The 16182-nt window shown below is 40.5% G+C and carries 15 protein-coding genes; 13 read left to right on the top strand and 2 right to left on the bottom strand.

The features are described 5' to 3' along the window. Positions 1-6: 6 nt before the first annotated feature. From ccsA to M2135_RS10800, 11 genes are all read left to right on the top strand, one after another. Positions 7-2460, top strand: a complete 2454-nt coding sequence (ccsA, locus tag M2135_RS10850) for a cytochrome c biogenesis protein CcsA (RefSeq protein WP_280748526.1) — start codon at positions 7-9, stop codon at positions 2458-2460. Next, on the top strand, positions 2457-2771 hold the full coding sequence (locus M2135_RS10845; RefSeq protein ID WP_280748525.1) for a hypothetical protein: 315 nt from the start codon (positions 2457-2459) through the stop codon (positions 2769-2771). The genes ccsA and M2135_RS10845 overlap by 4 nt, the downstream gene beginning before the upstream one ends. 25 nt (positions 2772-2796) lie before the next feature. After that, positions 2797-3813 carry a dihydroxyacetone kinase subunit DhaK gene (locus M2135_RS10840; protein WP_280748524.1) on the top strand — a complete coding sequence of 339 codons (1017 nt, stop codon included), beginning with the start codon at positions 2797-2799 and terminating at the stop codon, positions 3811-3813. Positions 3814-3818: 5 nt separating this feature from the next. Beyond that, positions 3819-4448, top strand: coding sequence for a DAK2 domain-containing protein (locus M2135_RS10835; protein WP_280748523.1), 630 nt, complete (start codon positions 3819-3821; stop codon positions 4446-4448). Between the two features lie 4 nt (positions 4449-4452). Beyond that, positions 4453-5334: a 3-hydroxy-5-phosphonooxypentane-2,4-dione thiolase gene (gene lsrF / locus M2135_RS10830; RefSeq protein ID WP_280748522.1), complete on the top strand. Its 882-nt coding sequence runs from the start codon at positions 4453-4455 to the stop codon at positions 5332-5334. Between the two features lie 145 nt (positions 5335-5479). After that, positions 5480-7099 carry a carbohydrate-binding domain-containing protein gene (locus M2135_RS10825; protein WP_280748521.1) on the top strand — a complete coding sequence of 540 codons (1620 nt, stop codon included), beginning with the start codon at positions 5480-5482 and terminating at the stop codon, positions 7097-7099. Between the two features lie 109 nt (positions 7100-7208). Then, positions 7209-7892, top strand: coding sequence for a polyphosphate polymerase domain-containing protein (locus M2135_RS10820; RefSeq protein ID WP_280748520.1), 684 nt, complete (start codon positions 7209-7211; stop codon positions 7890-7892). Positions 7893-7917: 25 nt separating this feature from the next. After that, positions 7918-8583 carry a DUF4956 domain-containing protein gene (locus M2135_RS10815; RefSeq protein WP_280748546.1) on the top strand — a complete coding sequence of 222 codons (666 nt, stop codon included), beginning with the start codon at positions 7918-7920 and terminating at the stop codon, positions 8581-8583. A gap of 6 nt (positions 8584-8589) precedes the next feature. Then, a complete protein-coding gene (locus M2135_RS10810) occupies positions 8590-9261 on the top strand; it encodes a DUF2490 domain-containing protein (RefSeq protein WP_280748519.1) in 672 nt (223 codons plus the stop codon). 5 nt (positions 9262-9266) lie between these two features. Beyond that, positions 9267-10469, top strand: a complete 1203-nt coding sequence (locus tag M2135_RS10805; protein ID WP_280748518.1) for a histidine kinase — start codon at positions 9267-9269, stop codon at positions 10467-10469. Continuing rightward, positions 10466-11188 (top strand): LytTR family DNA-binding domain-containing protein, encoded by a 723-nt coding sequence (locus M2135_RS10800; protein WP_280748517.1) that lies wholly within the window; start codon positions 10466-10468, stop codon positions 11186-11188. Before M2135_RS10805 ends, M2135_RS10800 begins: the two co-directional genes overlap by 4 nt. Here M2135_RS10800 and M2135_RS10795 read toward each other — a convergent pair. Then, the gene (locus M2135_RS10795; protein WP_280748516.1) at positions 11185-12612 is read right to left on the bottom strand and encodes a sialate O-acetylesterase; all 1428 of its coding nucleotides are present in this window, start codon (positions 12610-12612) and stop codon (positions 11185-11187) included. The two genes, M2135_RS10800 and M2135_RS10795, sit on opposite strands and share 4 nt — an antisense overlap. Before the next feature lie 31 nt (positions 12613-12643). Further along, positions 12644-13534 carry an MBL fold metallo-hydrolase gene (locus M2135_RS10790; protein ID WP_280748515.1) on the bottom strand — a complete coding sequence of 297 codons (891 nt, stop codon included), beginning with the start codon at positions 13532-13534 and terminating at the stop codon, positions 12644-12646. 732 nt (positions 13535-14266) lie between these two features. On the opposite strand from M2135_RS10790, the gene M2135_RS10785 reads away from it, so the two are divergent. Both M2135_RS10785 and M2135_RS10780 read left to right on the top strand, forming a co-directional pair. Next, positions 14267-15151, top strand: a complete 885-nt coding sequence (locus M2135_RS10785) for a DUF5119 domain-containing protein (RefSeq protein WP_280748514.1) — start codon at positions 14267-14269, stop codon at positions 15149-15151. 38 nt (positions 15152-15189) lie between these two features. Then, entirely contained in the window at positions 15190-16089 is a 900-nt protein-coding gene (locus M2135_RS10780) for a fimbrillin family protein (protein ID WP_280748513.1), read from the top strand. Positions 16090-16182 lie beyond the last annotated feature (93 nt).

Genomic DNA, 16182 nt, shown 5'->3' with positions numbered 1-16182 from the left:
AATGAAATGAAGACGAAAATAGAAAGACTTCTCTCTTCTTATGTGACTACAATTGTACTATTGATTGTATATGCATTTATCTTAGCATTAGCGACTTTTATAGAGAAATACCATGGTACGGTGGCAGCCAAAGCGATGGTCTATTATTCGCCGGTGTTTTTCTTACTGCAACTGTTGTTGGTCATTAATTTTCTGATGGTTGCAATCCAATATCAACTATTGAAGCAGCGTAAATGGGGATTTTTGTTTATTCACTTTGCCTTTATCATTATTTTGACGGGAGCGATGGTCTCTCATTTTTTTGGTCAGGAAGGGATCCTTCATCTCAGGGAGGGGGAGAGTAGTCATCAAATAGCTGTAAGAACCTCCAAAGAAACTTATTATCATACATTACCTTTTACCGTAGAATTAGTCAAATTCAGATTGACCCGTTATCCCGGTTCGACAAGTCCTTCTTCGTATGAAAGTGAACTGATCGTTCATCTGGAGAATGAAGTGCTTCACGAACGGGTTTATATGAACAATGTATTAGATGTAAAAGGATATCGTTTTTTTCAGGCTTCTTATGATCCGGACGAAAAAGGTACCGTTTTGTCGGTCAATAAAGATGTGGCCGGACGAAATATAACATATACCGGATATATCGTATTGATGATCGGTTTTGTGTTAAGTTTTATCGGAAAACATTCACGTTTCAGGCTATTAAGTCGGGAATTGAAAAAAATAAGAAGTGAAGCAGTTATTGGACTAATAGTTTTCACATTGATAGTACCGGTGACTCTTCATGGGAAAGAGCAACCATCTCCTCTACTGGAGGCTGTCTGGAAATATACGGTTAATGAAGTACATGCTGCACAATTTGGCGCTTTGCCTATTCAGGCAAATAACGGCAGAATGTTGCCAATAAATACGTTTTCATCGGAAATTTTGCGCAAATTTCATCAATCGGAGACATTTGGTAAACTTAATTCTGATCAATTCCTCCTGAGTCTTTTGGCGATGCCGGATATGTGGATGCAGATACCGTTTATCGTTGTCGGAAACGATGATCTGGCCGATTATTTTGAATTAACGCCTGGAGAATGTGCATTTATAGAAGTGTTCGACAATAATGGAGCGTACAAATTACAGGAACGGTTGGAAAAAGCTTATCAGAAAATGCCGGCAGAACGGAGCCGGTTTGATAAGGATTTGTTGAAATTCGATGAGAAGATCAACATCTTTCATCAACTCATCAATCATCAGTTATTGAATTTGTTCCCCAAGGAAGATGATCCGGATCATACCTGGTATGCAGCGGGAGATGATCTTTCTTCATTTGCAGGTAAAGACTCCTTGTTTGTTTCTAAAATCATGGGATGGTATTTAGGTGAGGTACAAGACGCTTTGAAAAGTAATGATTGGAATAAGGCAGATGAAGTCCTTGGTATGATCAAAACCTATCAGCAAGCTAAAAATACGACCTTGAAGATCAGTGATAAAAAAATACAAACTGAAATGAAGTATAATCAGCTGGATATTTTCCGGAAATGTAAAATAGGTTATCTCATTCTGGGGGGAGTTTTACTGCTCTTATCATTTCTTTCTTTATTTAAACAAACAAGTTGGAACAAATCGTTTGCTGTAATTTTAACAGTTTGCATAATACTTGTTTTCGCGTTTCATGTTTATGGCATGGGAATGCGTTGGTATATAGGTGGGTATGCTCCATGGAGTAATTCATATGAAACGATGGTTTATGTCTCTTGGGCAACCGTTTTGGCGGGATTACTTTTTGTACGCCGAAGTACGATTACTTTTGCTTTGGCGACTTTATTCGGTGGAATCATTCTTTTTGTTTCGGGACTGAATTGGATGGATCCTCAAATAAATCCGTTAGTACCTGTTCTGAAATCTCCCTGGCTGATGTTTCATGTAGCGGTAATTGTTGCAGCCTATGGCTTTTTTGGTATTAGTTGTCTAATAGGTTTGACCAATTTGTTGACAATCAGTTTGTCAAGAGAAAAAAATACCGCTTTTATGTTGACTCGGATACGCGAGTTATCGATCGTCAATGAGATGTCTTTACTGATCGGATTAGCATTGATGACCATTGGTACATTTCTGGGTGCCGTATGGGCCAATGAATCGTGGGGACGCTATTGGGGATGGGATCCGAAAGAAACATGGGCTTTGATTACAATGGTCGTGTATGTTATTGTTATTCACGTAAGGTTGGTGAAAAAATGGAATAACTTATGGTTATTTAATCTGATGGCTGTTCTTGCATTTGCCTCTGTTCTGATGACCTATTTCGGAGTCAACTATTTCCTGAGCGGGATGCATTCATACGGACAGAATGATCAGGTAAATGACCTTTTTCTTTATTTATATGCGGCCGGAGCCGTTATTCTTCTTTTAAGTATTATTTCGGCGAATAAGTATAAAAAACTATTAACATTTAATTCTGACAAATCATGAGAACATTTAATCATGTGGGAATCGTTACCACAGAAAAAAAAGAAGGAGCCATGTACAACGATGTGTTGAGTGTATGGCTAACGGATTTTAGTCAAAGTGCGCATAAAATCGAGTGGCTGAAATTTGAAGAAGGCAGTATTTTACCTGAATTGGTACAAACACAAACGCATATGGCGTATACTGTTCCCGATATAAACAGAGAATTGGAAGGAAAGAAAGTCATTTTTCCTCCATTGGTGTGTGATGAACATCTGACAATTGCCTTTATTGAAGAAGAAGGTATTCCGGTAGAGATCATGCAGATAAAATAAGAAAACCTTTATATACAAAAATACCATGACTGACATTAAAACAAAATTTATAAATGATCCGATGCAGGTAACTCCAGAGTTACTGGAAGGGTATGTATTGGCCTACGGAGATCAAGTAAAATTGGGCGGGGAGAATATCATTGTCCGGACAACTCCGAAAAGTGAAGATAAAGTAGCTATTGTGACATTGGGAGGATCAGGGCATGAACCGGCTTTGAGTGGTTTTGTCGGTGAAGGAATGCTCGATTGTTCGGTAGTCGGAGATGTTTTTGCTGCTCCCGGTGCTCAACGGTTATTTCAGGCATTGCAATTGATGAAACGTGAAGCCGGTATATTGTTGGTCGTGTTGAATCATGCCGGAGATGTTATGAGTGCCAATATGGCCTGTCAGTTGGCTGAACGTGAAGGAATTAAAGTGAAACGCATTCTGACACACGACGATATCAGTGCAGGATTGGATACTCCAGACGACGACCGCCGTGGATTGGCTGGATGTGTACCTTTGTTTAAAATTATCGGAGCAGCAGCAGAGGAAGGCAAGTCGTTGGATGAACTGATTGAAATCGGTAACCGTTTTAATGAACGTATAGCTACATTAGCTGTAGCGATGGGAAAATGTACGCATCCACAGAATAATGCCACGATTTCAGAACTTCCTCCCGGTATTATGGAAATCGGAATGGGGCAGCATGGTGAAGGCGGAGGGGGACAAACTCCATTAATCTCAGCGGATGATACTGCTACCCGGATGATAGATCAGCTTTGCCGCAAACTTAAACCTCAGAAGGATGCACAGATGATGCTTATTATAAATGGGGTGGGGGCTACGACGCAAATGGAGTTGAATATCGTTTTCCGTAAAGCATACAGAGAATTACAGGCCAGAGGTCTGAATATCGCTTTTTCCCGTATAGCGGAAATACTGACAGTGCAGGAACAATCAGGTTTTCAGATGTTATTAGCTATTTTGGATGACGACCATGTGAATTATTTGAAGAATAAACAAGCGGATACTCCTTATTGGACGACTATCGGTAAATAAGAATTATGAAAATATTGACTATAGAGGTTTTCAAAGCCATGCTGCAACATGCATTGGTTTGCCTCAAAGCCCGTGAAGATGAGTTCTCCCGGTTAGATGCTGTTATTGGAGACGGTGATCATGGTACAGCAATTGTCACAGCGTTTACGGTTATTACGAATGTGGCTCAACAGGGAGTCACATTCAAATCGATGCTGGGTGATATGGGAATGCGTGTCATGTTGGAAGTCAGTGGTTCAACCAGTACATTGTTGGGTGCTTTTTTCCTGGGGATGAGTGATCATGTTCAAGAGGATACGGTATTAGATGCCGCAGCGTTGAAGCGGATGTTTGCCGGAGGATTGGCTAATGTGCAACAGCAAACAAAGGCCACCATTGGTGATAAGACCATGATGGATGTACTTATTCCGGCAGTCAGAACGATGCAGGATGTTACTTCGGAAGAGATACATATCCTATTTTCAGAGGCTGCCAACGTTGCTAATGGAGGAGCGGAGCAAACGGTCCATATGCAGGCGAAGTTCGGTCGTGCCCGTAATTATGGGGAACGTTCGGTTGGAACAATGGATAGTGGAGCAGCTTCCTGGGCCTGTATGTTTTCCGCTTTTGCAGAAGAATTAAACAAAAATCAATAACACTATGGCAGATTTAGATGACTTAAAAGACGGATCAGATTTTGGTTTAGGTGTGGATGTTTCACATCAGGCGTTTCATGTAAAGGGTGCTTCCAATTTACCGTGGGGGATGAAAGACCGCTTGTCGCGTATTTTTCATCCTACAACCAGAAAGACGGTTATGCTCGCTTTTGATCATGGGTTTATTATGGGACCGACTTCAGGATTGGAGCGTATAGATCTCAGTATTCTTCCTCTGATTGAATACGCCGACTGTATCATGTGTACACGCGGTATTCTGCAAACGACAGTGCCTCCTCATATCAATAAACCGGTTTGTCTTCGTTCGGATGGGGGTACCTCTATCTTGACGGAGTTGAATGATAATGTGTTAATGGATATTGAAGATGCCATCCGTCTGAATGTTTCAGCCATGGCAGTGATGCTGGCTATTGGTGACCCCGCTTATGAGGCAAAAACTGTTGCCAATCTGTTTCAGGCAGTAGATAGAGCCAGTCGTTATCATATACCGGTAATGGGTGTGACTGCTGTTGGAAAAGAGATGATACGTGATGCACGCTATTTTGGCCTGGCCTCCCGTATCTGTGCCGAAAATGGAGCAAGTATAGTGAAAACGTATTATTGCGAAGGTTTTGAGAAAGTGGCAGCAGCATGTCCTGTTCCCGTCGTTATTGCTGGAGGGAAAAAACTACCGGAAAAAGAAGCGTTGGAGTTATGCTATTATGCGATCAATGATGGTGCAGCCGGTGTAGATATGGGTAGAAATGTCTTTCAGAGCAGTTCTCCTGCAGCGATGATTCAGGCTGTCCATGCTGTTGTTCATGAACGACTGACTCCCGTGCAGGCCTATGAGCTATTCATCGATTTATCCAATAAAGAGGAATAACCCAAGAAGGTTTTCCTTCGCTAACCTCTATACGCCAAAAACGTTATTTGGTTGAAGAAAAAAACTTCTTCATTGATCTTTTTTTTAGTTGGCTAATCTGGGAAATACATTTGTTCCCAGATTTAGTAAATTAGAATTAAACACTATGAAGTTGAAGTATTCTTTGATCAATGCTCTATGTATTTTCTCGTTTTTGATTATCCCATATGCTTTCGGCAGCTGTGATAAGGCTGAAACATCCGACTCTTCAGGTTCTTCATCCGGTAGTTCTTCAACACCGGATGATAAACAGGATCAAGTCGACAATTCGTATTTTTCAACTCTCGTAACCATATCATGGGATTCTACGCCAATCGTAAATAATCCATTAGAAAATAATGGCGTCGATATTCAGACCAATGGTGACGAGGTCGTCATTAAATCAACAGCAGAAGAAGTTGAGTATCTTTTAACTGGGACAACGACATCCGGTTTCGTTAAAATTTACAGTGATTATAAGTTTAAATTGACCATGAATGGGGTTGATATCACGAACCCTACAGGTCCGGCTATTAACATACAATCGCATAAACGTGTTTTTGTCGAAATAAAAGACGGGACGGTAAACAAACTGACAGACGGAATCTCGTATAAAACGGTGTCAGGAGAAGATATGAAAGCTGCTTTTTTTAGTGAAGGACAGTTGATTTTTAGCGGGGAAGGTCGTTTACAGGTAACAGGAAATTATAAACATGCGATATGCAGTGATGATTATATACGCATTTATAAAGGAAATATTACAGCAATAAGCAATGTCTCTGACGGAATTCATACCAATAGCGCATTTGTGATGGATGGCGGAACATTAGACATTGAGTCACAGACCGATGGTATTGAATGCGAAAAAGGTTATATCGAAATTTTTGATGGTACGATTACAATAACGAGTGGAGACGATGGCATTGCTGCATCTTACGAGGAAAATGACACCTCTATAGATCCCTATTTAGTGATTCATGGGGGTACAATCCAGGTGACCACTTCTGGTATTTCAGCAAAAGCAATAAAAAGTCGCAGCCATTTGACGATCCACAATGGAGACATAAAGGTTAAGACTTCCCAGCGCGAGGCAGAAGGGATTGAGAGTAAAAAAACATTGGTTATCAATAATGGAACCATAGTCGTAGAAGCTTATGATGATTGTCTGAATGCTGCGACACATATTGAAATTAACGGAGGTGATATCTATTGTTACAGTCAGGCCAATGACGGAGTAGATTCTAATGGGACACTGTTGATTACAGGGGGAAGGATTATTGCAGTAGGAACATCCTCACCGGAGGAGGGATTTGATTGTGACCACAATACATTTAAAATAACAGGTGGAACTATTCTGGGTATTGGAGGCTCAACAAGTACCCCGACATCCAATACCTGTACGCAGCGATCGGTTCTTTATGCAGGAAGTGGCACAGCAAATACATTGTTTCATATTGAAACATCAGAAGGTATTAATCTCCTGACATATGAACTTCCACGAACGCTCTCATCAATGACCGTTTTATATAGCAGTCTGGAAATAATAACAGGAAGTTATTCCATATACAGCGGCGGATCTGTATCCGGTGGATCTGATTTTTATGGCTTGTATGAAAATACATCGTATACCCAGGGCACTCAGCTAACGACCTTTCATGTAAACTCGATGGTCACTACCGTAGGGCGCACAGGTGGAGAAAATGGAGAGCCGAACGGAGGGCCGAACGGACCTGGTGGCTGGTGGTAATCTGAATCCGTTGTTTTATTACACGCACGATATGGAATACAAGGATATCTCATTTGTTTTGAATCAGTTTTCTCCCGTCTCATTGGATTAAATGGCTGCTGTCCGGTTGATGAATCGGATAGATACCAAATACCTTATTCGACGTGATGTTTTATATAAACTCCTCTGGGAAATGAAAGACCGGTATTATGTGCAGGAGATAAACGGTCATCGGGTAAGCCTGTATCATACCACTTATCTGGATACGGAAAATATAGCCATGTACCTGGCGCATCAGAGCGGGCGGAGGCCACGTGAAAAGATACGTCTACGTAGTTATATCGATACCGGTCAGACATTTCTGGAGATAAAAGATAAAAACAATAAAGGACGAACCCGGAAAACCCGTATTCCGATAGAAGATATAAACCAACTTCAGACAGCAGATGTACAAGGCTTCATCACAGAAAAGTCGCATTTCAGTCCCGGAGATATTTTCCCAAGGTTGAAAAATTCCTTTTATCGCATAACGTTGGTGAACGTGGAAATGACAGAGCGGCTGACGATTGATTTGGATATCCGTTTTCTGAACGTTTATACACAGCAAGCCTGTAAAATAGAAGAATTAGTGATTGTCGAACTGAAGCAAGACGGTAACTATACATCATATGCAAAAAAGATTTTATCGCAGCACCAGATACGTCCGGCCAGTATCAGTAAATATTGTTTAGGCTCAATTCTGACAGACGATACGATCAAATATAATCGATTTAAAAAGAAGATCAGATACATAAATAAATTAATAAACACTTAAGATGGATATGGATTTACTTGTTGATATGACAGGAGAGATGATGGCTATTGGAGCCTCTTTGGAAGAGACGGAACCACTTTTACAATTAATATTCCGTTTTCTCTTCAATTTTGTGGTAGTCGGTATTATTATACATTTCTTTTATTACCCGAAAAGCCGTAGACGCGACTATTATTTTACGTTTTCTCTGATCAATGTTAGTGTCTTTTTATTGATTATGCTGATGGGAAGTGTCAAATTAAAGATCGGATTTGCATTGGGGATATTTGCGATCTTTGGAATCATACGCTATCGAACGGAATCGGTACCTATCCGGGAAATGACTTATCTTTTCTTGATTATAGCTATTTCCGTGATCAATGCATTATCCACGCAGATTACATATGCAGAAATGCTGGTGACCAACCTGCTGTTTGTGTTATGTACCTGGCTGTTGGAAAGTGAACGGTGGTTGAAACACACTTCCTGCAAACTTATTTTGTATGACAAAATACAGTTGATCGTACCGGACAAACGGGCGGATTTATTGGCTGATTTGCGTTTGCGTACCGGACTTGATATAAACAAGGTAGAGGTAGGGCATATCGATTTTTTGCGTGATGCCGCTTTTATTAAAATCTATTACGAATCGGATAGCCGGGAGATTAATGGGGTTGATCAACTGACCCGTTTCCCCAAAGAAGGAGAGTGAAAAGTGATGAAGAATTATCTGTTTATAGGGGTTGTAGCTTGTCTTATGTTGTCTGTTCGATCTTTTGCACAGGATGATTTCGGATCATCGATGTCTGTGGAACTGACAAAGAAGATACTTCCAGATTTTCATATTTCATTGGAAGAAGATTTCCGTATGCGTGATAACTTGCAGACAGTCGACCGTTTTTCAACAACAGTCGAATTATCTTATCGTTTTAATTCTTTGCTAAAAGTAGGCGGAGCATATAATCTGATCAATTACAATCATCCCAAAAAATCGTGGGAGGTCAGACATCGTTATTACTTTTACGCAACAGCAGCTTATCGTATTGAACGTTTTACACTATCTTTACGTGAACGTTTTCAAAGCACATATCGTGTAGGTATATCGGAGACTGAAAAACGGGCTAATCCGAAACATTATCTCCGCAGTCGATTGCAGATTACATACGATATCCGTAAATCGAAATTTGAACCGTTTGCTTCGATCGAACTATATCATACATTGAATGACCCAACCGGTAATGGATTGGATCGTGTACGTTATACAGGAGGGAGCGCATATAAACTAAACAAACAAAATGAGTTAAGTCTCTATTATCGCTATGTTAGTTATGCGGATGACGAAGAGAATTCCCGGCACATGATAGGGTTAGGTTACTCTTTTAAATTCTGAAGACAATGAAAAGAGCAGAACGAAAACAAGTTATACTCGAAAATCTGATATATCTTATTATCTGGTTGACGGTCTTTATTACTCCATTGTTAGACTATTGGTCAGGTAACAACCATGAACAGATCCAATGGAGTGATGTTTTTCGTGTCTGGAAGATGATCTTACCCTTTTTTGTCTTATTCTTGGTCAATAATTATTTCCTGGTTCCGTATTTATTGATCCGCAAAAAATACTGGCCTTATCTTCTTCTGTTGATCACAGCAATCGGACTGGTGATGATGTTGAGTCCGGAACGTATGAGTTTCAATCCAAGATCGGAGAGAGCCCCTTTCTCCGAACACCATATGGAGAGGGATAAAATGGAAAATACCCCCCAAAGAGTCCCTCCACAGAATAATGGTTTTCCCAATAAACCTCCACGAAATGAGACCTTACGGAATCAGCCTCCTCGTCCTCCCATAGGCGAGTTTCCGGAGGAGAGACGTCCGCCTATGTTCCGTTTTCCGGTGATGATGGCACCTGTTTTCAACTTTGTATTGTTAGCAATTCTTGTCATAGGGATAAATATCGCGATTAAATTGCTGTTTAAATCACTGCGTGATGATCAGAAAATGAAAGAATTAGAAAAACACAATCTACAGACTGAGTTGGAATACCTGAAACATCAGATCAATCCGCATTTTTTTATGAATACGTTGAACAACATTCATGCTTTGGTCGATATTGATACGGAAAAGGCGAAAGAAACGGTGCTTGAACTATCCAAAATGATGCGTTATATCCTGTATGATGCTGCACAGGCCTCTTTACCATTGATACATGAGATACAGTTTCTGACCAACTACATCGAACTGATGCGGATCCGATATACCGATCAATTGGATATCCACTTTCATGTACCGGAAGAAATTCCAACGGTTAAAATACCTCCTTTGTTATTTATATCGTTTATTGAAAATGCTTTTAAGCATGGAGTTAGTTACCAGCAAAAATCGTTTATCCATATCTCCATGGAGATTAAAGAAGAAGAACTTCACTGTCTGATTATCAACAGTAGCTTTAATGATGTTCAGGGAAAACAACAGGGGATCGGATTGGAAAATGTCAGAAAACGGTTACATTTGTTGTATGGAGAGCGGTATACGCTGACAATCCGCAATGAAGAAAACGAATACAAAGTTCTACTTATTATACCGTTAGGCACATGATACGCTGTATTGCTTTGGATGATGAGCCGTTAGCGCTTGCACAGATTACATCATACATTAACAAGGTTCCGTTTCTTGTATTGGTCAAGGCCTGTTCAAGTCCCTTTGAGGCTATGTCGGTCTTATCCTCGAATTCGGTTGATCTCATTTTTGCGGATATCAATATGCCCGATTTAAATGGGATGGATTTTGTTAAATCTTTAGTTCACAAGCCGATGGTGGTCTTTACTACCGCTTATTCCGAATATGCGGTAGAGGGGTTTAAGATTGATGCATTGGATTATTTACTTAAACCGTTTGGATTCAATGACTTTCTTAAAGCGGCTAATAAAGCGCTTCGACAGGTTGAACAAAGCCAATCTCTTCTGCCGGAAAAAGAGGAAGAAACGAATAACCTTTTTATTAAGACCGATTACAAAATGTTGCGACTCGATATCGATCGGATTCTCTATATCGAGAGTCAGAGCGAATATGTCCGGATATTTATGGAAGATTCAAAACCGATCATGACATTACTCAGTATGAAGTCGCTGGAAGAAAAACTTCCGGAGGATAAATTTATGCGTATTCACCGATCTTATATCGTCCATTTACAAAAAATATATGCGGTCGCTCATAACCGGGTAGTCTTTCATAAAGAGGTTTATATCCCCATTGGCAATCAGTATAAAGACCGTTTTAACAGTTATATTGAGAAACATTTTTTGGGGAAGATCTAATCCCAATGATCAGTACGGAACGGTATAACTGCCAAATTACGATGATTCCTCAGATTCCCGGGTTGAAAGTTTTTAAAACAATAACGCACGGCTACCGGTACAGATACACTCTCTGATGAAACCGTTATTGTACGTTCCGATTGATTGATAACCGCCTTGGCCGGATGGAACACCTTATCTTCACCGGAAATCTCGAATCCCTCGATGCCAGTCCATGGACTGAATCCCTCGTTGGCATGGTCGAATGTGAGAATGATTTCATGCGCTTTTATCTCCATACTTTTATAAGCCGGAGATTCGGCAACAATAGAGCGATAACCATACGTTTTGTTTAATGCCTGATAAGCCAGGCGGTCACCGATCTCTTTCTTATTCCACGGGTGAATCTGATCACTTTCGTAAGGCTCCACCAGATCGTTCGTGGTTATCATTGCGCTATGAGGGATTAGCTTTTGTGCTTTGAATTGTGCTTCACGAAGAAGTGCCCCGCTAATTCCTTCGCTGTTGTTCTCATAGTTGTAGGGAGCAATTTCCACATAATAGAAAGGAATTTCTCCCAGATTCCATAATGTTCGCCAATGGTCTACCATCGTTGCCAATCGTTCGGCATAGGTATCGGCATGGCCGACATTACTGCATCCCTGATACCAAAGGAAACCTTTAATGGTATAATTGACACAGGGATACAACAAGCCATTATACATAATCATCGGCTGTAGATATTCCGGACTTTTATCCTTGTTGCCAACCTTACTGAGGTCTTCATCTTCATAAGTTTGGAGTATCTCTTTGGGCAACCATCCTTCGACTCTTGAGCCTCCCCAGGCACAGGATATAATCCCTACCGGTACCTGCAATGTCCGCTGAAGTGCTAAGGCATAAAAATAGGCCGTTGCACTGAAAGAAGGAGCATTTTCAGGGTTAGACACTTTCCACGTACCATTGGCATAACGCTGTGGAGTCGATGCACCTTTGCGTTCGATGGTAGCCATCCGTATACCCGGATGATTCCCGGCATCAGCGATGGTGTGATTGGCCTCTTTTATCGGAGAGTTCCAGAACCCGTTAAGTGGCATTTCCATATTGGACTGTCCTGAACAGAACCAGACTTCTCCGATTAAAATATCGTGAAGGGTTACCGGCTCGCCGTCACTGATCGTCAGGGTATATGTCTGAAAACCGGCACTCGGTGTATTTATTTCTGTTTGCCAGTACCCGTTTACATCGGCTTGGGTCTCTGTGGCATCATTAGACCAGGATGGTTGGATTGTCACGGTGGCGTTAGGGGTGGCTTCACCCCATAACCGCACATATTCTTGTTGTTGCATGACCATATGGTCGCTGATCAATTGCGGTAGTTTTATTTTTGCAGAACCATTGACGGCAAAAAAGCACAGGATACACCAATAAATCAATTTTTTCATGATGATCTGACGGGTTAAAGTGATTGATATCTTATTTAAATGAAGTAAAAATATAGCTGTTTGGCGCATGCGTAGTGATCTGTCCCATTCCGGTTTCCGGAATATGCATTCCTGCAACAGGAATCTTGTTTTTAGTCACAAACTCAAGGATCTTTTTTCTGTATACGACCGCCGTTTCCGGATCGACATCATAGGTTACGGCGACATCCGGATAGGGCATCTGGATCGCCATAGCATGTGTCAGGTCTCCCCAGATAAGTAGTTGCTGATTGGTTGATTTCAGTAAGAAACCGCTATGCCCCGGTGTGTGTCCATAGGCGGCTATTCCTTGAATACCAGGAAGTATTGTCTGTGTGTTTGTTCCTATTTCTTGTGGCTGAAATAGATGGATCTGACCTTTATAGGCGTCGATCATTTTTTGTGCATTCAGAAATCCGCCCCGACGGTTTTCCGGTTGTTTATTCATTTCAGCCTCACTGGTCCAGTAGTCGTATTCCGGTTGGGCAATATAAATTTCGGCATGGGGAAACGAACGTTTATCCTCGCGAAGCATACCACCGATATGATCGCCATGCATATGGGTGATTAATACGATATCTATTTGCTCGGCAGATACTCCAAGTGTTTTTAGGTGGTCAAACAGATGTGTACCGTATCCGGCATCCACCAGGATGTTTTTTTCAGGGGTACGGATGAAAAAAGCATTGACGGCATTGGGAAAGGTGCCGTTCGGTATTGTTTCTTGTTTCATTTCCGGAGTTGCTCCGATCAGAATTGTACTGGATCCGTCACGCAGCACTTCATTGAGCCGGCTGATCTCGGCGGTTCCTATTTTATAGGTGAACACTTGTGCCGTCTCTTGTGCCGATAAAAACAGAGGAAGAGCAATACAACAAAGGATAGAAAGGATGAACTTTTTCATACGATATTTTTTTACAGCATAAAACTTCATAAACAGCAAATATAGTGATAATTCGGTAACATATCAACACGCTATTTTGAAACAATCAGCACAAAAAATAAAAACGATCCATCGGTTTATTTACACCTCTTCGATCACTTTTCTGTTAGAGGTACCTCTAAATGATTTTAGAGGTACCTCTAAACAGATTTAGACGTACCTCTAAATTGTTTTAGACGTACCTCTAACAAAAAAGAGAGGTAGGTGTTACAGAAAAACAGTCTGCATATTGCAAAAAAAGGAGTAGTATGCTTTTTTATTTTCATCGCATGAAGTAGAAAAATAACAGCTGGATTTTTCAAAAAACGGCCGATGGGCAGAACATAGGTGAAACAGAACCTCAAAATAGATGTTTGATAAACTCATACAATTTGACTCATTCTGACAAGTGAAAATGGTGTATCTCACAAAAGCAACACAAAAAGAAAATTATCGATTATAGGACTAGTCAATTTTACTTTTTATGTCAATAATAATGCGCGAAAGGGGAGGTAATATCTGTTTTTAGTTTTCGATTGGCTATCTTTTTTACTTAAAATAAGGAACAATGTATCGTATCTTTGAAATGCCTAAAATGATGAGTTGAAACACCGTTTTACAGACAACAGAAAAAGAAAAGGGATTCTTTTTATCGTTTAATGATTGTATATATATAAATGTACTTAAAGTGCGTCTTAGTTGGGAGATATTGACATGATATTAGTCGAAAAAAAATTAGTACAGTTCAAATTCATCTTATTTATTCATTTGATAATAGGAGTAAGTAGTTGTTCCGTTCTTGGAGACGATCTGGGATCATGTGACGGAAAAGTGCGTATCCTTTTAGATTGGGAAACAGAAAGATGTTATGATGACATTTATTACTGCTTTTATCAGGAAGGTCAATCGACTCCGATAATTCATACTGGCAGCCATATGGGGTATGAGGGCTATTTGCCAACGGGGAATTACCAATTGGCGATCGTAAATGCCAATCATAAGAATATAGATGTGCAGATGGATAAAGGATTTAGGAATATATATGCTTTTGCTCAAACAGACACTCGGGGGACGGATTTACGTATTCTAGGTCCCGAAAATTTTTATGGAACCGGTTTAACCGATTTGGTCGTGAAACATGGAGAAGATGTCAATTATGAAGTGAAACCGAAGAAGTTGGTAAAGAATATCCGTATTAATCTGCATCTGAACAATATCTTTAATATCTCATCTATTTCCGGTGAGTTGAGAGGTATTGCTCATGGGGTGCATATACCGACAGGGAAAGTGTTGTTCGACCAACCCTCTTCAGTGGTATGTGTATTCGATCAGGTCAAAGAAAATCAATACAATACATCATTGAATCTTTTTGGATTATGTTCAGCGGATAAAATCGTACCTGTCACTTTACAATTGACGGTCGACCGGTTATCCGGACCTACTATTCGATCTTCCTTGGAAATAACAGAAGAGATCCATGACGCTTTTATTAACGATCGGATCGGATATGTCGAACTCGATCTGGAAGCGTCGATCGGAGAGATAGACGGATTGACCATAAAGATAACAGACTGGCGTGAGGGCACAGGAGAGGCTTGATAATCATAAATTGACCAAAACCTTAATTATGAATTAAGATGAAAGTAGAGCGTTTAATAGTGTGTGCATTTTTTATATTCTTCTCTTGTTCACCGGAACAAGAGGAGCAACCCTCTCCTTCACACCAGGAAATCAGATTATATACACAAGCTGCTATCTTTGAGAAAACGGATCAGGCCGTAGATTTAGAAGAGTATGTGGTCTATTTTGCAAAAGGTACGGAAAGTGGCTGGTACGACGATCGGTGGAGTGCAAACGTACAGCCTGGTGGCTTAGCCGTTTTTTCCGAACGCCATTATTATCCGGAAGACAACAGCGCTGTTTATTTAAGGGGGTATTCACCGAAAGCAGCAATAAATGAGAATAAAATAAGCTATCAGCTTGATGGCTCTCAGGATATTATCCTCACAGCAGAGAGAGAGGGGAGTTTAGATGATACGTTTGAAAGTAAGGATAAAATATTTGTATTCAATCATTTGTTGTGCCAGCTTCGTTTTCGTATCCTTTCAGATCCGACCTTCCCGCAACAGGTAAAATTGAAGTCTCTGATGGTAAACGGAAGCCGAACGGCAGCACAAATGAATTTAGCCGACGGACTATTACAATTTAATGGTCAACCCTCTACAGTAAAGGTGTATAAGGATGAAAACTCGAAAGAGATAATCAATATAACAAGCGAGCCGGTCACCTTGAACGAATTTGTCATGGTAGAGCCGGAGAGTCCCCTCTCGCTTCAGTTGGTGGTAGAGTCGCCGGAGGGCGAGGAAATACTTTATCAGGATTTGCCGGTCTTGTTTCATGAAGAAAATGGACATTCGAATGCCGGAACATCTTATTTAATCACTGTTATTTTATCCTTAAGGGATAAACTGACTCTTCAGACAAGTGTATCGGCATGGATCGATGGACTGGAGGGAGTCGGTATTGTATATGATTAATTATGAATAGATCTTTTGTTCTTGTGTGCCAACAGCTTAATGTATTAACAAGACCGTTTTAAATAAAATTATTACCATAATTATAAATCAAAA

It is taken from the genome of Parabacteroides sp. PF5-9 (assembly GCF_029893105.1).
Classification (GTDB): Bacteria; Bacteroidota; Bacteroidia; order Bacteroidales; family Tannerellaceae; genus JARXWG01.
This window is presented reverse-complemented; position numbering and strand designations above follow the sequence as displayed.